Source organism: Paenibacillus sp. FSL M7-0420, from assembly GCF_038002345.1.
Lineage (GTDB): Bacteria > Bacillota > Bacilli > Paenibacillales > Paenibacillaceae > Paenibacillus_AQ.
In genome coordinates this window covers 2,384,844-2,410,402 of sequence record NZ_JBBOCJ010000001.1, presented here as the reverse complement: position 1 = coordinate 2,410,402, position 25,559 = coordinate 2,384,844, and the positions used below count along the sequence as shown (strand labels likewise).

Here is a 25,559-nt window from a genome sequence, read left to right as displayed (position 1 = left end):
ATGGATTGTACTGCTGACATAAGAGCCTCGTCCTATTCTGGACGAGGCTCTTGGTGCGGGTGCAGATCAATATATGATACGTTGACGGAGAGTGGTTTGATTAGACTTTGTCGTCTGGAGTACAGGCGGCATACATGTGGCACAGGTAGCTCCACGCGAGCAATTGTAATCGGTTTTTCGATTACATTTGGAGCAGGTAGCTCCACGCGAGCAATTGTAATTGGTTTTTCGATTACATTTGGAGCAGGTATCTTCGCACGAGCAATTGTAATCGGTTTTTCGATTACAATTGGAGCAGGTAGCTCCACGCGAGCAATTGTAATCGGTTTTTCGATTACATTTGGACCAGGTACCTTCGCACGAGCAATTGTAATTGGTTTTTCGATTACATTTGGAGCAGGTACCTTCGCGCGAGCAATTGTAATCGGTTTTTCGATTACATTTGGACCAGGTAGCTTCGCGCGAGCAATTGTAATCGGTTTTTCGATTACATTTGGACCAGGTACCTTCGCGCGAGCAATTGTAATCGGTTTTTCGATTACATTTGGACCAGGTACCTTCGCGCGAGCAATTGTAATCGGTTTTTCGATTACATTTGGAGCAGGTAGCTCCACGCGAGCAATTGTAATTGGTTTTTCGCATACATTTGGACCAGGTACCTTCGCACGAGCAATTGTAATCGGTTTTTCGATTACATTTGAACCAGGTACCTTCGCGCGAGCAATTATAATCGGTTTTTCGATTACATTTGGACCAGGTACCTTCGCACGAGCAATTGTAATCGGTTTTTCGATTACATTTGGACCAGGTAGCCCCACGCGAGCAATTGTAATCGGTTTTTCGATTACATTTGGACCAGGTAGCTCCACGCGAGCAATTGTAATTGGTTTTTCGATTACATTTGGCCCACGTAGATCCACGCGAGCGATTGTAATCGGTTTTTCGATTACATTTGGAGCAGGTACCTTCGCGCGAGCAATTGTAATCGGTTTTCCGATTACATTTGGAGCAGGTAGCTCCACGCGAGCAATTGTAATTGGTTTTTCGCATACATTTGGCTCAGGTGCCTTCGTGTGAGCAATTGTGTTCGGTTTTTGTGACGCCTAACCTTACTTTAGAACCTTCTCCATCTGCTTCGCCCCTGCCTCCGGGAACAGCCTGGCCGTATGCTCCACGATCCGCTCCCTGGATGCCCCAGGCTGAACACTGTACTGCGATGTCACCCAGTCTGCTCCGAATACATGCTCGCTCACGGCATAACGTCCGATTCCCCAGCCGTAGGGACGGCCATGCTTGTCCTGCTTATACTCGAATTTGCTGGCTGTAATGTAGGTCTGCATCTGGAGCAGCGTCATGGCTGTGTCGAAGCCTTTCGCACCTTTGGCCGCGAAGCCGGACAGCCCTTTAAGATCAGTGGACAGCAGCCCCGCCTCATGCTCCAGCAGCACATCCATGATTCGTTTGCTGGCCATGGAGGCCAGTCCGTCATCATATCTGGCATCGAAATCATAACCGTCCCGGCGGTAATTGGCGAAGTCCGGGTACCATTCTCTGCTGATGAACCCGGCCTTCTTGTTAAAAAGCTTCGCATAAGCGATCTCGCCCCCGGCCGCAATCTCCTCGCGCCATTCCCACGGCCCGATGACATCCTTCACGAACCAGTAGCCCGCAGGTGTGCATTCCTCCAGAGAGAAGCCTGCGATCTCACAGCGGAACAAGGGCAGATAACCGATCTCCCGCACCAGCGCGGCCAGTTCCCCAGCATTTTTAATTACAGGCAGCTTCATGATTGCCCTCCAGGGTGGTAGGTCCAGCCCTCGTCTCCGTGGTAAATCATCTGCTTGCCCATCCCGCCATCGATTGTCATATTCTCGCCCGTTATGAATCCCGCAGACTCACTGCACAGGAACAGCACCATGCCTGCGATATCCGCCGGAGTTCCTACCCGTCCCGCAGGATGCTGCAGCCGATCCGGCTCTGTATGAATCGGCTCCGCCGATTCCTCTGTACCGTGATAAGCGGTGGTATCAATCCAACCCGGGCTGATTGCATTAACCCGCACTTTACCGCTAAGACTTACACTAAGGGCATGAGTCAATGCACCGATCCCGCCTTTGGCTGCAGTATAGCTCTCGGTATCCGGCTGTGACATCCGCTCCCGGCTGGAGGAGATATTCACAATAGAGGCTCCTTGGGTAAAATGCGGCTTAAGCCGCAGCGTCAGATAATAAGGCGCTGTCACTCCGATCCGCTGCACATACTCAAAATCCTCATAGCTGCATTCTGATTGCAGCCCTTTACGGCTGATACAGGCATTGTTAATCAGGTAATCCACCTGTCCGTAGCGGCTGATTACCTGTGCGGTGAAATCGTCCAGCACGGACTGCTCCGCAATGTCTCCCTGATAAAAGAACAGCCGCTCTCTTCCATACTTGGCCTCCAGCCAGCGTCCGGCGGCAAGATCTGTGTCGATGCAGGCAACCACTGCTCCAGCCTTCAGTAATTCCTGGGTGATGCAGCGTCCAATTCCGTTTGCGCCTCCTGTGACAATTGATATTTTATGAAGATGGCTCATGGTTCCCTCCTAATCCGCTTACTCCGCAGTATCGGTCTTTGGTCTTGGCTCACTGAACGGCTGATACAGATAGCCCCGGTCCAGCTTAACCACCCGCTTATTAGGTCGGCGGATCATTACCTGGGACTCATCCCAGGCCAGCACGATCCCCCTCACATCATTACTCTCCAGCCCGTCCCGCACCACGCGTATCTTTTCCCCGGAGATCCGGTAAGCATCCAATTGTTCATCGCTGATCATAGTATTCTTGCTCCCCTCTCTGTGCTTAGCTTGTCCAATTTCACCCTGTATCCGGTCATGAAAAAGACCCAAATGAGAATCATCCGGGTCTAGTTACGTTCAAAGCAATCTGTATATCTTACGAAGTTCCTATATCAGCGCTTCATTCTTCTCAAACCAGAAGTCAAGAACTTTAGCGGACATCACACGTTGTTCCAGATATTCAACCTGATGCTCTGTGAATGTCTGTCTCCAGCTATATGACAGCTCTTCACACAAACTTGTGATTGTCAACAGCTCCGACCAAGCAACATAACGTTTGTACCAGAAAAACTGAGGATGTTCGATCATATAGGGATACAAATCGTCGAACTCCGTGTGTTTGCAATCCAGCGCACGTTCGAAGTGATCCTTAGCCTCGGTTAGTTTATCAATAAAAAATTGCTCTGTCACCGGTTCATTCCCCATTGTGACGCCTCCTCTCTCATGTCTAATTTTTATTATAAAGGAAAACTTATAGGGTGAAAAGCAGATGTTTGAAAAATAGGCTATGTTCCGGTTATTGTCACTTCAGCCTTATCCAAAAACAATGGTCCCGTCATTAAGAGAGGTGATATCAACAAGAGACTCCAGACGGATTCCCTGTTCCCGGATCGTACGGGCGCCTGCCTGGAAGCTTTTTTCGACCACTACGCCAAGACCCACCAGTTCAGCGCCGGAACGCTGGATAATCTTGATCAAGCCGCGCGCCGCGTCGCCGTTGGCGATAATATCATCGATGAAGAGGATTTTGTCATCCTCCGAGATGAACTGGCGGGACAGCATAATGTCCGTAACAATCCCTTTGGTAAAAGATGGAACCCGTTCGCACAGAGCATCGGGATCAGCCAGCAGCGTTTTTTTGCGCCGGGCAAACACCAGCGGTACCTTCATCTCATAAGCGGTGGCAAATGCCACGGCAATCCCCGAGGATTCCACAGTCACTACGCGAGTAACTCCAGCCTCAGCAAATCTGCGGGCAAATTCCCGTCCCATTTCCATCGTCAGCATCGGATCGACCTGGTGGTTAAGCAGTCCGTCCAGCTTCAGCACCTGATCCGAGACGACTACGCCTTCCTCCAATATCCGCTGTTTCAATACTTCCATCATTGTAAACCTCCATTACCCTTAATAAAAATATAAGAATTTATTTGTTGCAGACGTTCCACCGAAATCGCACCTGTTCGTCCAGGCGGAAGTCATGTCCCTCTGTTCCTCATCATAACCTGTACTATGCGGACTACACAAGGCTATATCCTTGCAGGCCCCGCGATTGTAAACTTCGCAGCATTCATAAGGAGGCTAAGCATGAAGTCACATGTCCGCACATTACAGATCGCTTTTACTTATATTGGCACCATTGTCGGCGCCGGATTCGCTACCGGCCAGGAAATCCTCCGTTTTTTCACCAGATACGGCCACTGGGCGCTGCTGACGATTCTATTCTCTGCCGCTCTCTTTATCTGGCTGGGCACCAAAATGATGATCATCGCCCGGAAAATCTCTGCGGACTCGTATGAGGATTTCAACCGCCACCTGTTCGGCGCCAAGGCCGGGACCATCATCAGCCTGTTCACCATGATTATTCTGATCGGGGTGAACAGCATCATGCTGGCAGGCGCCGGGGCGATCTTCAAGGAGCATCTCAGCCTCCCCTATCAGGCGGGGCTGCTTCTGACGATCCTCGGATCTTACTTGCTGCTGAAGCGCGGCATTTCCGGAATTCTGCAGATCAACAGCCTGGTGGTGCCCCTGATGCTTACTTTGTCGCTAATCCTTGTCTGTAATACGCTGGGCGTTCCGGGAGCCGACCGCTTCCTCTTCCTGCCCACGGATCACAGCGGCATCAATGCCTGGATCTCTCCGCTGCTCTATACTTCGTTCAACCTTGGCATGGCCCAGGCAGTGCTGGTTCCGCTGGCCCGTCATACGGATGACGAACGTGCGCTGGTGCGCGGCGGGATTCTGGGCGGAGCGGGCATCGGGTTCATGCTGCTGGCGGCCCATTTTGCCATGAGCTCGCAGATGCCGGGTATCCTGCAGTTCGAGATTCCGATGGGAAGCATCGCCATCCGGCTGGGTCCGGTGGTGCAGATGGTCTTCTTGCTGCTGATCTTCATGGAAATCTTCAGCACCTTCGTCGCCGGTATCTATGGGGTAAGCGTACAGCTCCAGCAGCGGCTCCCGGTCGCCCCTGCGCTTGTCGCCCCGCTGCTGATGCTGATCTGCTATGTGTTCAGCCAATTCGGCTTCAGCTCGCTGCTGGGCATCTTCTACCCGATCTTCGGCGCGCTGTGTCTGATATGGGTGGTCATGCTGGTGCGCTCCCCTATGTCTCCGCCGCCGGGGCAGGGCAAGCCGCCCGCAGGAGGAGCGGGCGGCAAGAAGCAGGGAATCACCATTGTCAGCATCAAGCCTGCGATCCGGCCTACACGGAAATAATGGCTGCGGCAGGAATGATGCCCGCCACGGCTTCAGCGACATGGCGGTGGCAGGTCATCATGACGATCTGCCGGGAAGCCGACAGCTCGCCAAGCAGAGCCAGGGCTGCGTGAAGCCGGTGTTCATCGAAGTTCACGAACAGATCATCGAAGAACAGCGGCAGATTCACCTTGCTGCTCATCGTTTCTGCCAGGGCCAGCCGGATTGCCAGATACAGCTGCTCCGCAGTTCCCCGGCTGAGCAGCCCGCTGTCCAGCAGTCCGGCATCCTTATGTTCAGCCTTCAGCTCTTTATGCCCCAGCGTCATCACGATCCGGCGGTATTCCCCGTGCGTGAGCTTCGCGAAATACACGGAGGCCAGCTGCAGCACCTGCGGCTGCTTCTCCTGCTCATAGATCCGGCGTGTCCGGCCCATCAGCTCGGCCGCCAGCGCCGTTACCGCATATTGCCCGGCCAGATTACGCAGTGCCGCCCGCTGTTCCTCCAGCTGCTGGAGCGCAGTATCTTCCTTGCCGCGCTTCGTCAATGCTTCCCGTTCCTGCAGCAGCTTGCCGCGCTGCTCAAGCAGTGCGCTGCGTTCCTCTTCAAGCTCGGCCGCCGCTTCTTCCGCGGCCTGACGCTCTTGCGCAAGCCGCCCGGCGTCCAGATGCGTGAGCAGACTCAGCAGCTCTGCCCGGCCTTCGTCATCCCATCCGCTGAACATCGCCAGTTCCGCTTGACGCACGGACCGCGTAACCTCTATCCGCCTCAGCCACGCCGATGAACGGCGCAGGAACTGCTCGCCGTCCTCAGCACCGCCTTCCTCCAGCAGCTTCGAGCAGCGCAGGTTCAATTCCGCCTGCTCCCTGTGATTCGCTGCCAGCTCCTCCCGGACTTCAGCCAGCCGCGCCTCCACACTCTCTCTGCGCAGCAGCTCCGCCTTCAGCTGATCCCACTCCCGCTTCCGCAGCTCCAGCCAGGTTAATAGGGCGGCTGGTGTGGGGTGGCGGGGAGCCGCTGGAGTTGCGGCTGTGTGTTGGGCAGCAGGGTTGGTTGCGGGTAGTTGGTGTTGATCAGTAAGCGGAGAAGCCGGTAGCGATTGCTGATCAGCAATAAAGGAAATAGTCTCTGGCCGTCCGGTCCCGGCAGCTGCAAACAGCTTCAGCCCTTCCTGTTCATAGAGCGCACATTCCGCCGCCAGGCCGCTAAGCCGCGCAGACCATTTGGCCTCCTGGCGCAGCAGCTCATGGCCCTGCTCTGCCAGGGCGAAAATATCCGGCAGGCCGTCCGGGGACAGCCCTTCGGGGAGTCTCCGCTGACGCAGCCATTCTTCGTAGCCCGCCGCCAGCTCTGTGAAGCGGGCCTCCGCTTCCTCCAGCTCGCCGGTCAGCACCTGCTCCTGTCCGCTCAGCCGCTCAAGCTCCGTCCGGCAGGCCTCGGCCTCAGCCGCCTGCCGGTCTACGCGCTGGCGCCAGGTGCCCCAGGCCTCCATCAGCCGGCGCAGCTCGCGCATCCCGGCCTCCAGCCCGCCTGCGTCAGGGCTGGACGCCTTGCTGCTCTCCCGCTCCGCAGCGGAGAGCAGCTGCCCGCGCAGCCGCAGCATCTCCGCTGCGGCCTTGCCTGCCGCCCCGCCGCCCGGCTCCGGCGGGGAAACCGCCGCCCCCGCTGCGCGCAGGGCGGCCCAGAGCCACAGGTCCGCTGCGGCCAGCAGGCCGAGCGCGGACCATACGCTGACCGGCGGTGCGCCGGTCAGCCACAGCGCAGGCGGCAGCAGCAGCGTAAGCGCTGCGCCCGCCTGCAGGAAGCGCCGGTAGCGTGCCGCACGGCGCCCGTTCACGCCGGGGCGGCTGCCCCCGGCGGGGCCCTGGCGGCGCGGAGCTGCCGCGCCGCCCTCCGGGCCGAGCTGCGCTTCGCGCCAGCGCTCGGCGGCCTGCTGCAGCTCGTCCCAGAGCTGCACCAGTTCACGCGGGCTGCGCGCAGCTAGGCCCGCGAAGTCCGCTGCGCCGCTGGCGTGCTCCTGCGCCAGCAGGCGCTCAGCCGCCTGCAGCGCAGCGGCGGCGGCGGCCTTGCGGGCGCGGAGGCTCAGCAGCTCCGCGCCCCGGGTCTCCATTTGCCGGTCATACCCGGCAAAGGAGGCGGCGTAACGCCGCGCGGCCTCCCGGTCCGCGGCGGCCGGGGTGAAGCTCGCAAGCGCTGCGGTGTCCCAGCCTGCGCCAATGCTGCGCAGCAGGCGTTTCAGCTGCTCCTGCAGAGCCGTCAGCTCCGCGTCAAGCCGCTGCTGCTCCGCCCGCTTGTCCTCATAGCTGCTGCGGCTGCGGTCCAGCGCTTCGAGCGCAGGCCCCTGCTCCGCAAGCAGAGGATCGGGCGGATTCGCCGCAAGCTCTGCGGTAAGCTCCGCCGTCAGCCGTTCCAGCCGGAACGCTGCGCCCTGCAAGCTGCGCAGATCGGCTGTAAGTGACCTCCAGCGTTCCGCCCCGTTATCCGGGAACGATGCAATCACAGGAAGCTCCTCCAGCTCCAGCCGGCCTTCGCTCCATTTCAGCCACAGCTCCCGGATGTCCTGTGCCTTGCGCAGCTTCATCAGCCATGTTCCGGCAAGCTCGCGGTCCAGCTTCATCTGCTCCAGCTGCTGCTCCGCAGCTTCCAGAGCCAGAGTGTTCCCGTTATATCTCGGCAGATAAGAGCGGCTCTCCGCTACCTCCTGCTCCAGCTTCCCGATAGACTGCAGAATCCTGGCCGCCTCCTGGACCTTGCCGCGCGGCTTGTAGAGCTTCTCGGCCTCCTGAACCAGACGCTTCTCTGCCCGCATAATCTCCCCGCCGCCGCCCATCCCGGCATGGAACAGGTAGCTGCTCATTTCCCCGGACTGCAAGGCACCCAGCTCCTGCAGCTCGTCAAGCGAGACAGCGAACAGCTGGCGGAACATACTCCGGGAGATGCCGCCAAGCAGACGCCGCTCCAGCTCCGCCTGATTCAGCTCCTCCGTGCGGCCATCCGGATGGCTGAGTGCAATATGCAGCTTCTCTGCTCTGCCCGGCCCCGCGCCGCCGGATGCATACCGGCGGATAGTCCATAATGCGCCAGACTCATCCCTTGCTTCCAGCACCCCGCCGTGCGTCCCCCCTTGCAGCGGCTCGTACCGTTCAGCCGGATTTCCCCGGCCGGGGATGCCGTACAGCATGGCACGGATGAACTGCAGGGTCGTGCTTTTACCAGCCTCGTTGCGTCCGAACAGAACCGTGACCCCTTCATTCAGTCCGATCTCCCGCTGAACCAGCCTTCCGTAGCCGCCTATCCGCAATGAATCGATCTTCATTCCTCTACCTCCCGGCCTTGCTGTCCATCGCCGTCTCCTGCATCCGCAGCAGCGGCCCTATTCATCACCCATCCGTCAGTATCCTTCGTCTTCCCTCCCGCCAACAGTCCAGATCCTTCCATGAATGCTTCACTGCCCTCAGCAGACCGGTCCTTGCCTTCTTCCGCAGCATTCAGCTGCGCCCCGCCAGACTCTTCCAGTCCGCTAAGTAATGTGATGCCCAGCTCCGCTGCACCTCTAAGCCATTCCTGTTTCTCCTCGGGGCCTACGGATAATAGCAGCCTGCGCAGCTCCTGATTCTCCATCATCGGTCTCAGCGCAGTAGCGACCAGCTCGTCCAATTCTGCGGCATTCCCGCCACTGTGTTCGGCAAGCCGCAGCATTTCACCCAGGAAGCTGTCCTCCAGAAGCAAGTGCTCACGGTCAACCGCAAGTCCCGTTTCGATGGAGAAGCCTTCCGTCCAGACCAAGCCTGCATATTCCTTGCGCACCGCACGCACAGCTTCCCGCCGCTGCAGCTCGGTGAGCAGGTCATCCGCCGCCCCCTTCTCCGCCAGCACCTTATGTATATCGCCCCGCCCCGTCAGGCGGAACCTGACCACAGACATCATCTGCGGGGTCTCGCTGCGGATATCCTCCACTGCATTCTCTACAGCGAAGGTCCACTCGGCCTCGTCAGTGAGCCCATCAATAGAGAGCTCGCGGACCTGCCAGCGCACACTGTCCAGTTCATGGAAATCCAGCCGGACTCCCCCCTCTGCATTGACATCAACTGTATAACAGCCCTTTGGCCCGGTCTCCTTAATGCTTCTCCCTTGAATATTGCCCGGATAGACGATAGGCGGATGCTCATGCAGAATACTCCGCTTATGAATATGCCCGAGCGCCCAATAGTCATAGCCCCTGCCGATCAGATCCTTCCGGGTGCACGGGGAGTACGTCTCATGCTGGAGATCCCCGTCCACATTGCCATGCAGCAGGGCGATATGGAACAGGCTGCTGCCCGGCTGGCGGCTGAAGCGCAGAGCTGTATTCTCTGTCACTTTGGAGGTCAGGTAGGAGATGCCGCTAACCACAGCTACCTCCCGTCCGTCTTCCCTGCGGCGGGCGGTCACGTGCTCTGGCTCACTGCCGCCGAATACCGTAACATGGGCAGGCGGTGCCGAACTAAGGCGCGGGCCGTCCAGCGGATCATGGTTACCGTGGATCAGGAACGCCTGAATCCCGTGGCGTCCAAGTTCCTCCAGGGCCTCCCGGAACCGGAGCTGCCCCTGAAGCGAAGCATCTGAGACATCGTAGACGTCGCCGCTAATGACTACGAAATCTACCTTTTGCAGGATGGCTACGCCAACAAGCCGCCCGAGGGCGGCGAAGGTGGACTCCCGGAGATAGGAGCGGATATCCTGCGGGAGATGGGACAGACCGGCGAACCGGCTGTCCAGATGCAGATCCGCAGCATGCAGGAAACGAAAAGGAATCATAGCCTCACCCCTTCATTCCCGGCTGGAACTGCAGATAGGTTTTCTTCAGCTCATTGGCTACACGGGTCAGGGAGTAGAGGCTCTTTGCTTTATCCCAGGCCGAACGCGACAGCTCATAGCGGTAGCCGGGGTCCGTGATTACTTTTTCCAGGGCATCCGCCAGTCCCAGCTCATCATCCGGATTCACCAGCAGCCCGTTCACCCCGTCCTCAATCTGCTCGGGAATACCGCCCACATTCGTCCCGACCAGCGCCAGACAGCTCAGCGCAGCCTCGGCAAACACCGAACCGAACGCCTCCGCCCGCGAAGGCAATACGAAGATATCGAAGAACGGCATGAATTCCTCAGGATGCAGCGTATAGCCGTAAAAAATAGTCTCATTATAGATGCCCAGCTTCTGCGCAAGCTGCTCCAGCTCCGCCCGGCTCGGTCCGTCCCCGATGATATGCAGCACATATTCATGCCCCCGCTTCTTCAGCTCGGCACAGGCCTTGAACAGAATATCGATGCCTTTGGCCGGTACGAGACGGGTAACCGTGACCAGCTGCGGAATGTCATTCTCATGCGGGACAGGCTTGAACCGCTTCTCATCGAATCCGTTGGGAATGACTCCAATGCTGTCAGGCTGGTCAATATAAGGAGTTACATAATCGGCAAAAGCACGCGAAACCGTCATCAGCCGGTCACTCACCTGCTCCAGCTCCCGGTAAATCGCGACCAGGAACTGATGCTCAAGCCCCCCCTCGCGGATCAGCCCGTTCAGAATCAATTCACGCTCATAGCTGGAGTGCAGCGTCTGAATCAAGGGAACATCAGGATAAATTCTCTTCATCGCCAGCCCGGCAATCGGATGATGGGCATGGATCAGATCATATTTTTTGCTCATGCGCAGCTTGGTCCACCAAATGTAATCCCGGTAGGTCTGAATGTATTTTTGCACAACCGGACTTTCGCCGTACACTGTCCAGTCGAAGGTCTCGAAGACGATGTCTTCGCGTCCCTTGCCCCGGATGCGCTTGGGCAGCCAGAACAAATCCATCTCCCAGCGGCTGGACCGGAAGCGTTCCTGGAGATAAGGAATCATAGAAGATACACCACCGGGCTGCTCCGGCGGGAAGAATAGCGCTTGCAGCAAGTTCATATAGGTACATCTCCCTTTACAATTGCCCTATTTACGGTGAAGCCCGGCAATTATGATATAGTTGTGTATATGTACAATTACAATTTCGGGTACTGCTGCAGGTATAGGTACGCTAAGGTTCCATATCTTAATTTTATCGGTATCCACCAGAAACAGCAACTAAGATGACAGCTTTACTTATCTTGAACTTGGACTAGAGGAGAGTGATTTATGAATGAAGAACGACTGCCTGCCGCTTACACCGCCAATATTAGAGAGATGCTGGGGGATTCGGCGGACGCTTTTCTGAAGAGCTATCTGGCTGCGCGGACCCAGGGTCTGCGGTTTAATACTTTAAAAAGCAGTACACCTTCCGGCCGCACCGCAGCGGAGCAGGCAATCCCGCAATTCGGCCTGTCACAGGTAACATGGTGTCCGTCAGGCTTCTATTACGAAGACCCCGCTCGCCCGGGGAGACATCCGTATCATACCGCCGGACTATATTATATTCAGGAGCCCTCCGCAATGTCCGCAGCCGAGCTGCTGAAGCCGCTTCCCGGAGAGATCGTTCTCGACCTCGCGGCCGCTCCCGGCGGCAAAACCACCCATATCGCCGCACTGATGCAAGGGGAAGGGCTGCTCATCTCCAATGAAATTCACCCGGAGCGGGCCAAAATCCTGGCCGAAAACGTCGAGCGGCTCGGTATAAGCAACACGCTGGTTACCTCCGCAGCCCCTGGTGATCTCTCCAAAAGATTCCCTGAGGTGTTCGACCGCATTATGCTGGACGCGCCTTGCTCCGGTGAAGGAATGTTCCGCAAAGACCCTGCGGCGATAGACGAATGGTCCCCGAAGCATGTGGAGATCTGTGTAGCCAGACAGTGGGATATTCTGCAGGATGCGTATCTGATGCTGAAGCCTGGCGGCCATATGGTCTATTCGACCTGTACCTTCAACCGCCAGGAGAATGAGGAGACGATGGAGCGCTTCGTGCAGACCTATCCCGATATGGAGCTGATCGTTACGAAGCGGCTGTGGCCGCATCTGGAGCGGGGCGAAGGGCATTTCGTGGCCCTGCTGCACAAGGCGGCTTCAGCAGACCCGGCGGATTCTGCTCCGCGCAAGAGCCGGGGCAAACGCGGCGAACGCGGCAATAATGGTCCGAAGACAAGTGCCACGCTCAGAGAGTCCTATCAACAATTCATGAGCTGGGCGGCGGCAGAGCTGCCCGGATTCGCCGATCGCGGCATCCCGCTTCTCTTCGGCGAATCCCTGTATCTGCTGCCTGAGGCATTCAATGAGCGGCTGCACACCGGGATACTGGACGGGCTCAAGGTGCCGCGTGCCGGACTGCATATTGCCCATCTTAAGAAAAACCGGATCGAGCCTGCCCACGCTCTGGCTATGGCACTCCGGCCGGATCAGGCGGCGCGCAGCTATGATATGCCTGCGGACGGCACGGAGATCCAGGCCTGGCTGCGCGGCGAGAGTCTGCCGGTTCCGCCAAGCCTGCATGGCTGGACGCTGGTAACCGTAGACGGCTTGCCCGTAGGCTGGGGCAAAGCCAGCTCCGGCCAGCTCAAGAATCATTTGCCCAAGGGTCTGCGGATTCTAAAAGCCCATCTTGACGAGGTTTAGGCAGTTGACCAGTTCATGAAGCCTTCATAAGCATATGATGTCATTATCCCATGGCGGTCCGCCGGACTTAAGGCGGCAAGTGGGAACAGACATGAATCAAGGGAGGAATCAAACATGGGTGCAGGTGTAGGCTTCACTTCGACCGGTGCGATCTTGGTACTCTTCATATTGCTCGTAATTATTTCCCGTTCGTTGTTCGTCTAATTCCGCTGTAAGCAGCACAGCACACGGACCTCAAGCAGCCCGCCCCCTTTATGGGGGCAGGCTGCTTTTTCCGTTATTCGCATCATCAAGACAAACAATATTTCACCAGCGCATCGCGCACACCGTTCTCATTATTGGTACCGGTGATCACATCTGCGGCTGCTTTGACCTCTACCGGAGAGTTATCCATCGCCACACCCAGACCGGCATACGTCAGCATGGAGATATCATTATAATAGTTGCCGATCGACAGCACCTGCTCTTGCGGGATGCCAAGCTCGGCTGCCAGATTCTTCAGGGCATTGCCTTTGGAGGATTCCGGGTGCATGAGATCAACGAAGAACTCTCCGCTGCGCAGAATATTGTACTGTTCTCCCCAAGTAGCCCATTCCCGCTGCGCTTCATCCAGAATATCGGACTGCGTGAACACAGTGAATTTCACAATCGGTTCGCGGAACTCCTCCCAGGCTGGAAGGGATGCAGGCATAATGCGGAAATGCTCATACATAAAGTGGGCTTCCTTCGTCAGGTTCTCCACATTGTCCACATACATCTCAAACGCAGTATTCACATCAAAATGGATATCACGCTCGCGGCAATAGGCGATATACGGGTCCAGCCCTCTGGCGTCCAGTCCATACTGGTGCAGCACTTTACGGTCCTTGACACTCACTGTAGCCGCTCCGTTATGGCCCAGCACATACCCCGACAAGCCCATCTCCTCCATAAAAGGAATCGAATTCTGCGGACTGCGCCCTGTGCAGAGTACAATCTGCCCGCCCTGACGCGTGACCTCGGCAACCGCCGCTTTGTTCTCTTCACTGAGCTGATGATCATCATTCAGCAGTGTTCCGTCTACATCCAGTGCAATCAGTTTGTATTTCATACCCCATCATCCTATCTCTGTATAGTATACCTTTATTCCGCAGCCCCGCCGCCGCGCAGCAGCTCCAGCTCACGGGCCGTGAGCTCCCGGCAGGCTCCCTCGGGCAGCGTCTCGTCGAGCTTCAGTTCGCCCATCGACACCCGCTTCAGGAACACTACCTTCTTCCCGACAGCTACGAACATCCGCTTCACCTGATGGAATTTGCCTTCCGTAATGGTGAGTGAGATATACGACAGCACGCGGCTGCCCCGTTCTCTGCTCAGAATGCTAAGCTGCGCGGGCAGGGTCACATAACCATCCTCAAGCGTAACACCCTCGGCAAAAGCAGCCACATCCGCCGCATCGACCTCACCCTCGACGGTGGCCTCGTAGGTTTTGGGGACATGCTTGCGCGGGGACAGCAGCTCATGTGCCAGCTTCCCGTCATTCGTGAGCAGCAGCAGACCCACGGTATCCTTATCCAGCCGCCCGACCGGGAACGGCTCGAACAGCGCATGCTCCTGCTTCAGCAGATCCAGAACCGTGCGGTCCCGTTTATCCTCAGTGGCGGACAATACGCCCGGCGGTTTATTCATCATCAGATAGATGAATTCCCGGTAGAGGACCGGCTCTCCGCCCACCTCTATGCGGTCATGCTGCGGGTCTACATGGAACCCGCTGTCTTTGACGACAGCTCCATTTACTGTGATCAGGCCCTGCTTGGCCTGCTTGCGGATATCGCTGCGCGAGCCGATCCCCATGTGGGACAGCACCTTGTCAAGCCGCTGCTTCTTGTTCGCAGTTCCTCCTGTAGCCATACTCTAAGTCCACCTCCAGCCTGCGGGATATTCGTTCTTCAGCAATCCGTCCTGCCATTTGCCCCAGCCTGCGCTGAAGCCGTCGATGCAGACGAGGGTATAGCCTTTGTATGCATGTCCTTCCTTAATCGACAAGCGCTCTGCGGGAATCGACAGGGTCTCCCCCTTCAGGTAGGATACCGCTTCCCCGCTGATGCTGGATAGCGATACGAAGCGGCTGCATTCCTCAGGACGCAGTGCTGTAGCGAGCGGATGACCGGGAACGAATCTGCCGCTCTTGATCTGCCCCACATACCAGCCCGGCCGAACCGTCTTCAGACCGTCCAGCGCTTCACGCGGCAACGGGGAGATATATAGATGATCGCCGAACCATATGGCATGTCCGGGCGGCTGTGTCCCCAGCAGCTCTTGAATAAAGTCCGCATAGACCGCGAGCGCTATCGCTTCCCCGCCAGTTCGCTGTGACTGCGGACCTGGACCCGTTCCGGCTCTACCAGAGCCGGAGCCGTGTCCAGATCCGCGTCCTCCCTTGCCGCCCCGGCCGTGATCTGCCCTGCCGGGAACTGCCTTACTGTGAAAGTCTGTTTTCGCAGCTTTGCTCCGGGGCGCGGCAGACAGACTTCTCTCTCTCTTATCATTTCGTGCTTTTGCGTTCTCTAAAGTATCTGTCACCGCAGCTCCATTCTCTGCTGCCCCGTTCTCAATTGCCTCTCTCGCAGGTCCGCCACTTCCGTCATGGCGCAGTACCGCCATGAAATGCCCTTCCCCCTTGACCTTATGCGGCCACAGCCGCGCCGCACCCGGCAATGGGCCGAGTCCGGCAGCGAACGGGCCGGTTCCGCCTACGGGAACCAGCGAGAACTGCGGATGCCCGGACAGGAATCCGGCAATCATCTCCTCGTTCTCCTCCAGAGCGAACGTGCAGGTAGAATACACCATAGTACCGCCGGGCTTCAGCGCTGAAGCTGCGGCCCGCAGAATCTCCCGCTGCATCTCCGCGTATTTGTCCGGTGTCCCCGGCTCCCATTGCTTGACCATATCCTCGTCCTTGCGGAACATGCCCTCTCCCGAACAGGGAGCATCAATTAGAATCCGGTCGAAGAACCCGGGGAACGCTCCCGCAATCCGCTCAGGGCTTTCGTTAAGTACAATGCCGTTCCGTACCCCGTACAGCTCCAGATTCTTGGCGAGTGCCTTCGTCCGTTCAGGATGCAGGTCATTGCTGACCAGCAGGCCTTCGCCTTGCAGCTTGGCGGCAATCTGGGTAGATTTACCGCCCGGGGCTGCGCACAGATCGAGCACCCGGTCCCCCGGCTGAACGTTCAGCAGTTCAACCGGGGCCATGGCACTCGGCTCCTGAATATAGTACAGCCCGGCATGATAATAAGGGTGTTTGCCGGGTCTGGCCCCCTCTCCGGTATAGAAGCCCGAAGGGCACCAGGGAATCGGCTCCAGGGTGAAGGGGGAACGCTCCCGCAGCCCGTCCACCGTTATTTTCAGTGTATTGGCACGGATTCCCCCATAGGGTGACTGCTGATAGGTATCTGTAAATTGCTCATATTCCGGTCCCAGCAGCTCTTTCATACGCTCTGCGAAAGCTCCGGGCAGTTGTGCCGTCATGATGCCTTCCTCCCGCTCAAATAATCAGGAACACCCCTGCGGGTGCTCCTGTTCTAACTTGCTATGGTCAAGCGCCATCCGGCCTGTTCCTCGGTCTGTCCGGCCGCTGTGGCCCGCGCCGCTGGGGCACCACAGGCTGAATGGACTCAGCCGCCAGCCTGACCTCTTCCTCCAGCACGGGATCTACGATGCGGATGGTGAGATCATAATAATCAAAGGGCTGATCTTCGTAAGCTTCCAGACGGGCAACATACGCTCCCGCTTCCCGGACCAGCTTCGCCAGATCAATACCTAGCGTCACCGCCGGATATCTGCCCAGTACTTCATGTGACTGCTTCAGCAGAATCAGGCCGCCGCGCACATTGGCATTACGGAAATGGTACAGCCCCACTGCCACCTGCAGCAGAGCCTTGTATAACGGATTACGCTGCTTTTCCAGCCATAATTCCTCAAGCACCTCATGACATTCGAAATAATCCCTGTCCCGGTTGAAGTAGATGAGGTAGGCCAGATACAGCGGCTCATAAGCCATCCGGCTCGCTGCCCTTCTTGGCATTCGAGAGCAGCTCGCGCACATGGTCCAGCAGTTCCTTCATCGCATCCATATCCTGAGCCTGCCAGATCGCATTGAACCGTTCCTGGCTCTCAATCGCTTCATTCACAAGATGATAGAAATACAGCTGATGAATAGCCTTCAGCAGTTGGGTCGTCATGTTCGAGTTCTCCTCGAAGGTCTTCTGGGCCTCCAGAATCTCTTCCCGGATGCTCGACATCTCGCTGTCCAGAATGGAAGCCGCTTCTGCTGCCGTCTTCAGGCGCACCCGCATTTCATCGGGCAGGCTCTCCCGGTATTTATAATTCAGCGAATGCTCAATGGTTGCCCAGAAGTTCATCGCCAGTGTACGGATTTGAATTTCAGCCAGTACAATCTTTTGACCCAGCGCAGTCTGTACCGGATAGCGGATGATCATATGGAAGCTGCGGTAGCCGCTTTCCTTATAATTGGTAATGTAGTCCTTCTCATAGAGGACTTCAAGATCCTTGCGGGCGCGGATGTATTCCGCCACTCTGCGGATATCCTCGACGAACTGGCACATAATGCGAATGCCGGCGATATCCTCGATGCCCGTTTCCAGATCCTCCATTTTTACGTTTAACCGTTTGGCCTTCTCAAGTATGCTAGACAGCCGTTTCACACGGCCGGTAACGAATTCAATCGGAGTGTATTCTTCCCTTTTCTTGAGTTCAGAGCGCATCGTCTTGAATTTAACCTTCAATTCCTCCACCGTTTGTTCATAAGGAAGCAGAAAAGTTCCCCAGTCCCTGACGTCCATCGCCTTGTCCTCCTGTCCATTCATCCTTCAGTGATGATCAGCGCCTACCGCATCAAGGAGCCTCTCGAAGCCGTCCCGCCGCAGCAGCTGCCGTAGTCCGGCATGCACTCTACGGTTAACCTCCGGCCCTTCATAGATGAGTGCTGTATAAATTTCGACCAGACTGGCGCCTGCCCGTATCTTATCGTAAGCATCCTGGGCTGTAAAAATCCCGCCCGACCCGATAATCGGCAGCTTGCCGCCCGTCTGGCTATAGATTCTGCGGATAATCTCTGTAGAACGTTCGCGCAGCGGCTGGCCGCTCAGCCCGCCCGTCTCACCGGCTTTGTCGCTCTGCAGCCCTTCACGGGAGAGGGTCGTATTGGTAGCAATGATACCGTCCATTCCGGCTTCCGTGATGGTATGTACCATATATTCCAGCTCAGCGTCACTGACATCGGGAGCAATCTTGACCAGCAGCCCCTTCGCGGCGCCCGTCTTCGCCCGCTGCAGCTCCATCTCTTCCTTAACCTCGCTAAGCAGGTTCGAGAGCTCGCTGCCATGCTGAAGACTCCGGAGATCCGGGGTATTCGGCGAGCTGATATTGACCACAAAAAAATCACCGTACGGATACAGCGTACGGATACACTTGCGGTAATCCTCATGTGCTAATTCATTCGGGGTAGCCTTGTTGCGTCCGATATTGACCGCCACCGGAATTCTGCGCTTCTTCAGCTTCTTGAGGCGTTCAGCCATGGCCTCCGCGCCTTCATTATTGAAGCCCATCCGGTTAATGAGCGCCTTGTCAGGCAGCAGCCGGAACAGCCGGGGACTGTCATTGCCGGGCTGGCCTACCGGAGTTACCGTGCCTACCTCCATAAATCCGAAGCCGATCGAAGAGAACCCTCCTACCGCTTCTGCATTCTTATCCAGTCCTGCCGCTAAGCCCACAGGGGTCGGGAAATGTACCCCGAACAGATCCACTGCAAGGTCAGCGGTCTCAGGAACCCCATACATGAGGCGCATGGCCGCGCTCCCGCCGGGAACCAGATCTGCTTTATTCAGTCCGCCGATGACGAGATGATGCGCCGTCTCCGGGTCCATTTTAAAGAAAATTGGTTTACCAAAATGTCGATACAGCACCGTTCTCGCTCCTTCAAGGGAACCACAATTGACATAACGACTCCCGTATCTATAGGTTTCTTCTTAATTTTATCCGTTTCCGGGGGAAAAGAAAAGTTTTTTGCCGCAGCGATTGTCCCTGCCCTGCCGCACTTCCTTCACGCCGCCGCCAATTCTCACAGATTCCCCGTAATTTCAATTCCGTCCGCAGTCTTCAGATGATTCCTTGCCCAGCTTATGAACTGGTTCAGGAAATCCTGCAGTTCAGAGTCTGTAACCGGCTGCTGCTCCAGTTCAGACAAGATAGACTCCCACTGGCTCTTCGGAATCGGGTTCTCCCAGCACGGGTCCAGCGATGTCATCTCTTCCCCGGTGAACGGATCGGATAGAGGGAAGACCCTGCTGACCGCAGGCTTAAGATATTCGAAATCGCCTTCATAAATAAACAGCATCTCTCCCGGTGCATTCCCGCCCGCGTCCATGTTCAAATCATACCGGGAAAAGGTGAACCCTATATTCCTCGGCGGACCTGTGTAGCGGTAGAGCAGTACCGGAATTTTGCTTTTGGACCTGCTTGCCATGGCAGCATCACTCCTGCTTTTGTGTTCTTCACGCTCCAGCATAAAACCTTCCTTATGATACTCCAGCCGATATTCCTCTGTATAGACCAAGACTTCGGCCATCCAGTCCCTACCGTAAGAGATTGCAGCTAGACTTGTCTTTTCATCCAGACTAGAATAGAGGAGCGGGTACAAGTTCCATGCACCACCACCAATCCTCACATGTAAGGGTTATCACAGACTAAGAGAGAAAGAAGGGTGACCAAATGTCAACGAAACGCAAACCTCCCACACTCCAGCAGAAAAAAGAAGAAGTCAACCGCAAAGCCATTCTGTGGATCAGCGCCAGCCTGGTACTGCTGATTGCGCTGATCGCCGTTTTATTTGTCTTTGTCGGGAATTAGTTCAGCCAATGGTATACTTTATGGGGGTTGGTCTGATTACGGGGCGAATCCGAAGGGAAACGTTCCTCCGGTACGACCAGCTCCTCAGGCAGAACCCCTTGACTGATTTGAACCTTCGTGCCCATCGGCACCATGGCGAACAGCTCCTCCACATCCTTCCGGCTCATCCGGATACACCCCAGCGACTCATCCTTGCCGATGCTATCCGGCTCATTCGTCCCGTGAATCGCATAATTACTGTCCGAGAGCTGCATGCCGCGGCTGCCGAACTCCCCGTTATCGCGCCCGTTCGGGTTCACAACCTTATCCTTAATGAAGAACTCCCCTTCAGGGGTCTTATCTCCGCCGAGTCCTACGGCATAATTCCGTAGAATCACATTGCCGCTGGTGACCGCCAGACGGTGGTTTTGCTTATCTACAATAATAGCAAGCGGTTCTTTGAAAAAAAGCTTCTCCCCCGGCCCCGCCGCCGGACCTCCGCCGCCCGTCTGCTCTTGCCCCGGAATACCTGCATCTTGGCCGCCGGACGGCTGCGGTGCTGCTGAGAACAGCGGCGCCTCTCCTCGTGCGGCTCTGCGCAGAGGAGCGAAGGCTTCCTTCATCAGCGGGGTGATGCCGCCCAGCACGTTTGCCGGGAACGGCTTCACTAATTCCTGTACCGCTTCGGGATAAGCCCCCTTGCTGGTCTTGTACGCACGCAGCGCACTCCAGAGCACAGCCAGCTCCTCCTGCTGCTTCTGCCAGTCCAGCCCCTGCTGCTTAAGCTCCGCCGAATCCGGCGGCTGGCATGCGCACGCTGCCGGATTATAGGACTGATAGACTATACGCCCTTCTCCGCTCTTGGCAAGAGTAGCCTCCAGCGGCAGCCCTTTCTTCCACAGCAGCCATTTGCCCGAGCGCTTCATACCGAGCAGCGCGGCGGCGGAAGGCGTCTTCGCCGACTTCAGGATGGCTGCCAGGCCCCCGCCCCCCGCAGCAGCATCCGCCGCTACCGCCGTGAAATCCAGACTTGCCGGTTCTTGCGGACTTACCTGCGCCTCATCGGCTGTCTCCGGCAGCACGGCTGAGATATTCGCGACCGGCGCAGCTGCACCCTTGCTGTCCGGCAGAATTCCCGGTGCGACGGCAGCCGGAATAAGCATGAGCAGCAGCAGCATTAGGGCCAGCAGCACCCGGCGCTTCCTGAGCCTCGCAGTCTGCCGTTCCCGGGCCGATTCCAGCAGCCCTTCCTCGTACTGCTGCAGCATATCCGCCGGCACCTTGCTGCGTTCAAAAGCCTCATACACTTCCCCGGCCTGATTATAGCAGTAATTCGCTTTTCCATACTGCCCGTTCTTATAGTATTCCTTACCAAGCAAGTACCATGCCATCTTATTATCCGGATGCATCTGTACATAGGCTTTTAGATGCTGAGCATTCTTCATGTTGGCCTCCACTATTGGTGGTATGGTTATGTATTCGTATGTACCTTCTATTGTATATCGGCAGTGGACGCAAAAAAAGACACCTCAAGCCGCATTTATCGCGGTCCGGAGATGTCTTTTATGGAGACGGCAGAAGCTTAGCCCTCTTTGTTGAAAGGCGCATCTGCAATCTTAATGGAATCTGTAGGGCATCCGTCAGCTGAATCCTGCAGGTCATCGAACAAGTCGTCCGGAATCACAACATTCCCGTGGTTGCAGTCGTTCTCATAGATCACTTCTGCCAAACCTTCGTCATCATAATCAAAAATATCAGGGGCCGTCGCGCCACAAGCACCACAAGCGATGCATGTGTCCTTCTCGACCCAAGTGTACTTAGCCATTTTTTCTCTGCCTCCCGCTTAACTATACAGCCTGCAGTCGCAGCCTGTTATTTTTCTCATATTAATATAAATAGGATACAATTTCAATGAATTTTCAATGTGTTGACATTATTGCCTCATTCTCTGCGAGGCTGCGAGCGGCTGATGCCGGGCCTTAACTTAAGTCTATATCCTTGTCTGCGCCGCCCAGATTGTCCTTCTGCAGCGAGGTTCCCCGCTCCTTATGGTTACGCAGCCGTGCCGAGTGGCTGTCGCTCAGCATGCCTGCGGTCAGCACCGCATTCTCGCCGAACTTGTTGCGCAGCATATCCATCGCCTTATTAAGCGACTCCTTCTTTGGCTGCCGTTCGTAGTCGAACAGATCCAGCTGAATGGCCGATTCCTCTTTGGGCATCAGCCCCTGGAGCGTTACCCCCAGCAGCCGCACCGGCTTGTCGCCCTTCCAGTGGCGCGCGAACTGGTCGCATGCCACCTTATAAATGTCCTCGGCGCTCTCGGTGGGAGCTTCAAGCTGGCGGGAGCGGGTGATCGTCTTCATATCCGGCGTGCGGATCGTCAGCTGTACCCCCGCTGCAACCAGCCCCTGCTTCCTCAGCCTCCGCGCAACCTGATCGCTCAGGTTCAGCAGAATCGGGCGCGCCTCAGCCAGCCCTACCACATCATGCGGCAGCGTGGTGGTATGACCGATGGATTTGCTCTGCTCCCGCTCAGGATTCACGATCCCGTGATCAATCCCGTTCCCCGCCCGCTTCAGCCAGGCGCCCATGACGCCGAAATGGCCGACCAGCATCGCCTCATCCGCCGCCGCCAGCTGTCCGATGCTGTAGATGCCCAGCTTGCGCAGCTTCTCGGCCGTCTTGCCGCCAATGCCGAACATCTCATTGCACGGCTTATCCCACAGCACGGACGGCACATCGCGCAGCCGCAGCACTGAGATGCCGCTGGGCTTCTTCAGATCGGAAGCGATCTTCGCCAGCAGCTTGTTGGGGGCAATTCCGATGGAGCAAGGCAGACCCAGCTCCTCCATAATCCGCCGCTGCAGCGCCTCGGCAATCTCCGGCGGCGTTCCGAATTGGCGGGAGCCGGTGATATCGAGATAGCATTCGTCTATGGAGACGGCCTCGAGCAGCGGAGTATAGCTGTAGGCAATCTGCATGAATGCATTGGAGTACTTGCGGTATAGATGGAAATCCGGCTTAATAAGCATTAAGGAAGGACAAATCCGCAGCGCCTTCTGCACCTGCATGCCCGTGGAGATGCCCAGCCTGCGCGCGGCGTAGGAGCAGGTGACAATAATTCCCCTTCTAGCCTCCACGCTGCCCGCCACCGCAGTCGCCTTGCCTTTATATTGCTCCGGATCTTCCGCCTCATGCACAGAGCAGTAAAAGGCATTCATGTCCACATGCAGAATAACCCTGCCGCTTGCCGGATAATATTGATCCACACTCTGCATGGCATCCACCTTCTTATCTTCGGGGTTCCATTGTTATTGTCAGCATACCTCTACCCCGGCGGGAGGTCAACTTGCCGGAGAGGCGCTTCGTGACAGCGGGGAGAAAAGTTCTTTGTTACTTTCCCGCGTAAAAATGCTATAATATAAAAATTAATTTCCTTTGCGAAGGCTAATAACACTTTTAGGAGGACACTCATGTCTAAGTCTATCTCCATCTTCGATACTACCCTGCGCGACGGAACACAAGGCGAGGGGATCAGTCTGTCGGCGGATGACAAGCTGAAGATTGCCAGGAAACTCGACGATCTGGGTGTCCATTATATCGAAGGCGGCAATCCGGGAAGCAACAACAAGGATATCGAATTTTTCAAAAGAGTCCAGGAGCTTCATCTGAATGCCAAGATTACCGCATTCGGCAGCACCCGGCGCAAAAACACTGTAACCGAGCAGGACGAAGGGCTGCAGCGGATGATTAACGCTGGCGTTCCGGCGGCTACCCTGGTGGGCAAATCGTGGGATTTCCATGTTCACACTGCCCTGCAAACGACCCTGGAAGAAAACCTGGCCATGATCGGCGACTCCATCTCTTATCTGAAGCACAAGGGACTTGAGGTCATCTTCGATGCTGAGCATTTCTTCGACGGCTTCAAGAACAACCCCGAATACGCCGCCGCTGTTCTCACCCGTGCCCGCGAGGCCGGAGCAGACTGGCTGGTGATGTGCGATACGAACGGCGGCACCCTGCCGCATGAGATTCATGATATTGTGACAAGCATAGGTGTGCTGCTCCCGGAAGCATCACTCGGTATTCATACACATAACGATTGTGAGCTTGCGGTTGCCAACACCCTGAGCGCAATCGGCGCCGGTGCCCGGCAGGTTCAGGGGACCATTAACGGCTATGGCGAGCGCTGCGGCAATGCCAATCTGTGTTCCATCATTCCCACACTTCAGCTTAAGATGGGCTATCACTGCATCCCTGGCGATTCCCTGCCGCAGTTAACCAACACGGCCCGGTTCATCAGCGAGGTTGCCAATGTGAATATGCCAGTGAATCAGCCTTATGTCGGCACAGCCGCCTTCGCCCACAAGGGCGGCATCCACGTATCTGCCATTTTGCGTGATTCGCGGACGTACGAGCATATCGCCCCTGAGCTGGTCGGCAATAAGCAGCGTGTGCTGGTCTCCGAGCTTGCCGGACAGAGCAATGTGCTGTCCAAGGCGCAGGAGATGGGCCTCAGCCTTGATCCAAGCAGCGAGCAGGCGCGCAAGGTGATTGACAAGATCAAGAATCTTGAACACCAGGGGTATCAGTTCGAAGGCGCGGACGCTTCGCTTGAATTGCTGCTCCGGGAAGCGACCGGTGAGATGAATGAGCTGTTCACCTTCGAGTCGTTCAAGATGCTGGTTGAGAAGACCGCCGGCCGCCCTGTCGTCTCCGAGGCCTTCGTCAAGCTGAAGGTCGGCGGCGAGAGCCTGTACACCGCCGCCGAAGGCAACGGACCGGTCAACGCGCTGGATAACGCACTGCGCAAGGCGCTGCAGACCTACTTCCCGCAGCTCAAGGATATGCACCTCTCGGACTACAAGGTCCGTGTGCTGGATGAACAGGACCAGACTGCCGCGAAGGTGCGCGTGCTGATTGAATCCAAGGATTATAGCGACACCTGGAACACGGTAGGTGTATCCAGCAACGTGATCGAAGCGAGCTGGGAGGCCCTGGTCGATTCCATGCGATATGCCCTTCTGGGACAGATCTCACTGGAGCAGGACATCCAGACCAGCAATGAACCGAGAGGTCTGGTCAATCACTGACCTCCTTGGCTTCACTCTATGCACTCCAAAAAGCCCTCCGCTGCGGAACTTAATCCGCGCAGGAGGGCTTTTCACTACGCGGCTGATCGCCGGTGCTAAGAGCCGGTCAGCGCAATAATTTTTTTCTCCAATTCCTCTGCGCTCAGGACCCCCAGAATAATCTCGCTGATGAACCCGTTCTTATCAATTAATACATTGGTCGGGAACACCGCCCCGTTATACTTGTCGAAGATCTGGCCCTTGAGATCATACATCACCGGAAAGGTCAGCATGTACTTCTTGACGAAGCGTTCCGCATTGGGCTTGTAATCCTGGCTGGTCACGTTAATTCCGTATACATCCAGCACCTTGCTGTATTTCATAGCCAGCTTATTCAGCTCAGGAGCCTCCTGCCGGCAAGGATCGCACCAGGAGGCCCAGAAGTTAAGAATCACCGGCTTCTCCCTTGCCCCATCGACGCCATACTGCTTATCCCCTTCCTGCACTGTAAAAGGAGGCGCCTTGAGTCCGGCAGATGCACCAGTCTCCGGTTCCGCCGTCTGCTGCAGGACCGCAACCGCCTTAGGCTCCGATTTCACTTTATGTTCTATGGCAAGAACGGCCAGAAAAACAATCAAGGCCAGAATCGTTACATTCCGTTTATGGACTGCTTTCATAGAGTTCAGATCCTTTACATGGAGGATTTTCCTCTATTGTACCCCCACTTGCTCCAGTTTCAAACGTAATCATAAAAAAAGAGGATTCCGTCAAAGACGAAATCCCATGAAGAGAG

25 protein-coding genes are annotated in these 25,559 nt (G+C 56.5%); 5 read left to right on the top strand and 20 right to left on the bottom strand.

What is annotated here, in order from left to right; genetic code table 11:
- Window positions 1-32: 32 nt before the first annotated feature.
- The 6 genes from MKX51_RS10120 to MKX51_RS10095 all read right to left on the bottom strand — a co-directional run bounded on the left by MKX51_RS10120 (window position 33) and on the right by MKX51_RS10095 (window position 3,940).
- Window positions 33-1,022 (bottom strand): hypothetical protein, encoded by a 990-nt coding sequence (locus MKX51_RS10120; protein WP_340992244.1) that lies wholly within the window; start codon window positions 1,020-1,022, stop codon window positions 33-35.
- 87 nt (window positions 1,023-1,109) lie between these two features.
- On the bottom strand, window positions 1,110-1,787 hold the full coding sequence (locus tag MKX51_RS10115) for an AlkZ-related protein (protein ID WP_340992243.1): 678 nt from the start codon (window positions 1,785-1,787) through the stop codon (window positions 1,110-1,112).
- Complete coding sequence (locus tag MKX51_RS10110) at window positions 1,784-2,575, bottom strand: SDR family oxidoreductase (protein WP_340992242.1); 792 nt, start codon at window positions 2,573-2,575, stop codon at window positions 1,784-1,786. Before MKX51_RS10110 ends, MKX51_RS10115 begins: the two co-directional genes overlap by 4 nt.
- Window positions 2,576-2,593: 18 nt before the next feature.
- A complete protein-coding gene (locus MKX51_RS10105; RefSeq protein WP_340941894.1) occupies window positions 2,594-2,815 on the bottom strand; it encodes a hypothetical protein in 222 nt (73 codons plus the stop codon).
- 129 nt (window positions 2,816-2,944) lie between these two features.
- Window positions 2,945-3,262: a hypothetical protein gene (locus MKX51_RS10100; protein WP_036725087.1), complete on the bottom strand. Its 318-nt coding sequence runs from the start codon at window positions 3,260-3,262 to the stop codon at window positions 2,945-2,947.
- 108 nt (window positions 3,263-3,370) lie between these two features.
- Window positions 3,371-3,940 carry a xanthine phosphoribosyltransferase gene (locus MKX51_RS10095; protein ID WP_340941897.1) on the bottom strand — a complete coding sequence of 190 codons (570 nt, stop codon included), beginning with the start codon at window positions 3,938-3,940 and terminating at the stop codon, window positions 3,371-3,373.
- A 201-nt stretch (window positions 3,941-4,141) separates the two neighbouring features.
- On the opposite strand from MKX51_RS10095, the gene MKX51_RS10090 reads away from it, so the two are divergent.
- Window positions 4,142-5,275 carry a YkvI family membrane protein gene (locus MKX51_RS10090; RefSeq protein ID WP_340941898.1) on the top strand — a complete coding sequence of 378 codons (1,134 nt, stop codon included), beginning with the start codon at window positions 4,142-4,144 and terminating at the stop codon, window positions 5,273-5,275.
- Here the strand turns inward: MKX51_RS10090 and MKX51_RS10085 are convergent.
- The 3 genes from MKX51_RS10085 to MKX51_RS10075 are packed head-to-tail and all read right to left on the bottom strand — an operon-like array spanning window position 5,262 to window position 11,192.
- Window positions 5,262-8,570: an AAA family ATPase gene (locus MKX51_RS10085; protein WP_340992241.1), complete on the bottom strand. Its 3,309-nt coding sequence runs from the start codon at window positions 8,568-8,570 to the stop codon at window positions 5,262-5,264. The genes MKX51_RS10090 and MKX51_RS10085 overlap by 14 nt on opposite strands.
- Window positions 8,567-10,051, bottom strand: a complete 1,485-nt coding sequence (locus MKX51_RS10080; RefSeq protein ID WP_340992240.1) for a metallophosphoesterase family protein — start codon at window positions 10,049-10,051, stop codon at window positions 8,567-8,569. The genes MKX51_RS10085 and MKX51_RS10080 overlap by 4 nt, the downstream gene beginning before the upstream one ends.
- Before the next feature lie 4 nt (window positions 10,052-10,055).
- The gene (locus MKX51_RS10075; protein ID WP_076078456.1) at window positions 10,056-11,192 is read right to left on the bottom strand and encodes a glycosyltransferase family 4 protein; all 1,137 of its coding nucleotides are present in this window, start codon (window positions 11,190-11,192) and stop codon (window positions 10,056-10,058) included.
- Window positions 11,193-11,402: 210 nt separating this feature from the next.
- On the opposite strand from MKX51_RS10075, the gene MKX51_RS10070 reads away from it, so the two are divergent.
- Window positions 11,403-12,809, top strand: coding sequence for an RsmB/NOP family class I SAM-dependent RNA methyltransferase (locus tag MKX51_RS10070; protein WP_340992239.1), 1,407 nt, complete (start codon window positions 11,403-11,405; stop codon window positions 12,807-12,809).
- A 114-nt stretch (window positions 12,810-12,923) separates the two neighbouring features.
- Window positions 12,924-13,013, top strand: coding sequence for a sporulation protein YjcZ (locus tag MKX51_RS10065; RefSeq protein ID WP_143803672.1), 90 nt, complete (start codon window positions 12,924-12,926; stop codon window positions 13,011-13,013).
- Between the two features lie 85 nt (window positions 13,014-13,098).
- On the opposite strand, the gene MKX51_RS10060 is transcribed toward MKX51_RS10065, so the two are convergent.
- From MKX51_RS10060 to MKX51_RS10030, 7 genes are all read right to left on the bottom strand, one after another.
- Complete coding sequence (locus MKX51_RS10060) at window positions 13,099-13,899, bottom strand: Cof-type HAD-IIB family hydrolase (RefSeq protein WP_340992238.1); 801 nt, start codon at window positions 13,897-13,899, stop codon at window positions 13,099-13,101.
- Window positions 13,900-13,931: 32 nt separating this feature from the next.
- Window positions 13,932-14,696, bottom strand: a complete 765-nt coding sequence (locus MKX51_RS10055) for a pseudouridine synthase (RefSeq protein WP_340992237.1) — start codon at window positions 14,694-14,696, stop codon at window positions 13,932-13,934.
- 3 nt (window positions 14,697-14,699) lie between these two features.
- On the bottom strand, window positions 14,700-16,316 hold the full coding sequence (locus tag MKX51_RS10050; protein ID WP_340992236.1) for an RsmB/NOP family class I SAM-dependent RNA methyltransferase: 1,617 nt from the start codon (window positions 16,314-16,316) through the stop codon (window positions 14,700-14,702).
- Between the two features lie 67 nt (window positions 16,317-16,383).
- The gene (locus MKX51_RS10045; protein WP_340992235.1) at window positions 16,384-16,848 is read right to left on the bottom strand and encodes a DUF309 domain-containing protein; all 465 of its coding nucleotides are present in this window, start codon (window positions 16,846-16,848) and stop codon (window positions 16,384-16,386) included.
- The gene (locus tag MKX51_RS10040; RefSeq protein ID WP_036725183.1) at window positions 16,838-17,650 is read right to left on the bottom strand and encodes a GTP pyrophosphokinase; all 813 of its coding nucleotides are present in this window, start codon (window positions 17,648-17,650) and stop codon (window positions 16,838-16,840) included. Before MKX51_RS10040 ends, MKX51_RS10045 begins: the two co-directional genes overlap by 11 nt.
- Before the next feature lie 27 nt (window positions 17,651-17,677).
- The gene (locus MKX51_RS10035) at window positions 17,678-18,772 is read right to left on the bottom strand and encodes a quinone-dependent dihydroorotate dehydrogenase (RefSeq protein ID WP_076078446.1); all 1,095 of its coding nucleotides are present in this window, start codon (window positions 18,770-18,772) and stop codon (window positions 17,678-17,680) included.
- A 155-nt stretch (window positions 18,773-18,927) separates the two neighbouring features.
- Window positions 18,928-19,434, bottom strand: coding sequence for a hypothetical protein (locus MKX51_RS10030; protein ID WP_340992234.1), 507 nt, complete (start codon window positions 19,432-19,434; stop codon window positions 18,928-18,930).
- Between the two features lie 143 nt (window positions 19,435-19,577).
- Between MKX51_RS10030 and MKX51_RS10025 the strand changes: the two genes are divergently transcribed.
- Window positions 19,578-19,715 (top strand): hypothetical protein, encoded by a 138-nt coding sequence (locus MKX51_RS10025; RefSeq protein ID WP_200869536.1) that lies wholly within the window; start codon window positions 19,578-19,580, stop codon window positions 19,713-19,715.
- On the opposite strand, the gene MKX51_RS10020 is transcribed toward MKX51_RS10025, so the two are convergent.
- The 3 genes from MKX51_RS10020 to MKX51_RS10010 form a co-directional block, all read right to left on the bottom strand.
- Entirely contained in the window at window positions 19,712-21,139 is a 1,428-nt protein-coding gene (locus MKX51_RS10020) for a L,D-transpeptidase family protein (protein ID WP_340992233.1), read from the bottom strand. The genes MKX51_RS10025 and MKX51_RS10020 overlap by 4 nt on opposite strands.
- A gap of 137 nt (window positions 21,140-21,276) precedes the next feature.
- On the bottom strand, window positions 21,277-21,519 hold the full coding sequence (locus MKX51_RS10015) for a ferredoxin (protein WP_340992232.1): 243 nt from the start codon (window positions 21,517-21,519) through the stop codon (window positions 21,277-21,279).
- Between the two features lie 154 nt (window positions 21,520-21,673).
- On the bottom strand, window positions 21,674-22,972 hold the full coding sequence (locus MKX51_RS10010; RefSeq protein WP_340941915.1) for a DNA polymerase IV: 1,299 nt from the start codon (window positions 22,970-22,972) through the stop codon (window positions 21,674-21,676).
- A 195-nt stretch (window positions 22,973-23,167) separates the two neighbouring features.
- Between MKX51_RS10010 and cimA the strand changes: the two genes are divergently transcribed.
- The gene (cimA, locus tag MKX51_RS10005; RefSeq protein WP_340941917.1) at window positions 23,168-24,787 is read left to right on the top strand and encodes a citramalate synthase; all 1,620 of its coding nucleotides are present in this window, start codon (window positions 23,168-23,170) and stop codon (window positions 24,785-24,787) included.
- 95 nt (window positions 24,788-24,882) lie between these two features.
- Here cimA and MKX51_RS10000 read toward each other — a convergent pair whose 3' ends face one another.
- Window positions 24,883-25,443 (bottom strand): TlpA family protein disulfide reductase, encoded by a 561-nt coding sequence (locus tag MKX51_RS10000; RefSeq protein ID WP_340992231.1) that lies wholly within the window; start codon window positions 25,441-25,443, stop codon window positions 24,883-24,885.
- Window positions 25,444-25,559 lie beyond the last annotated feature (116 nt).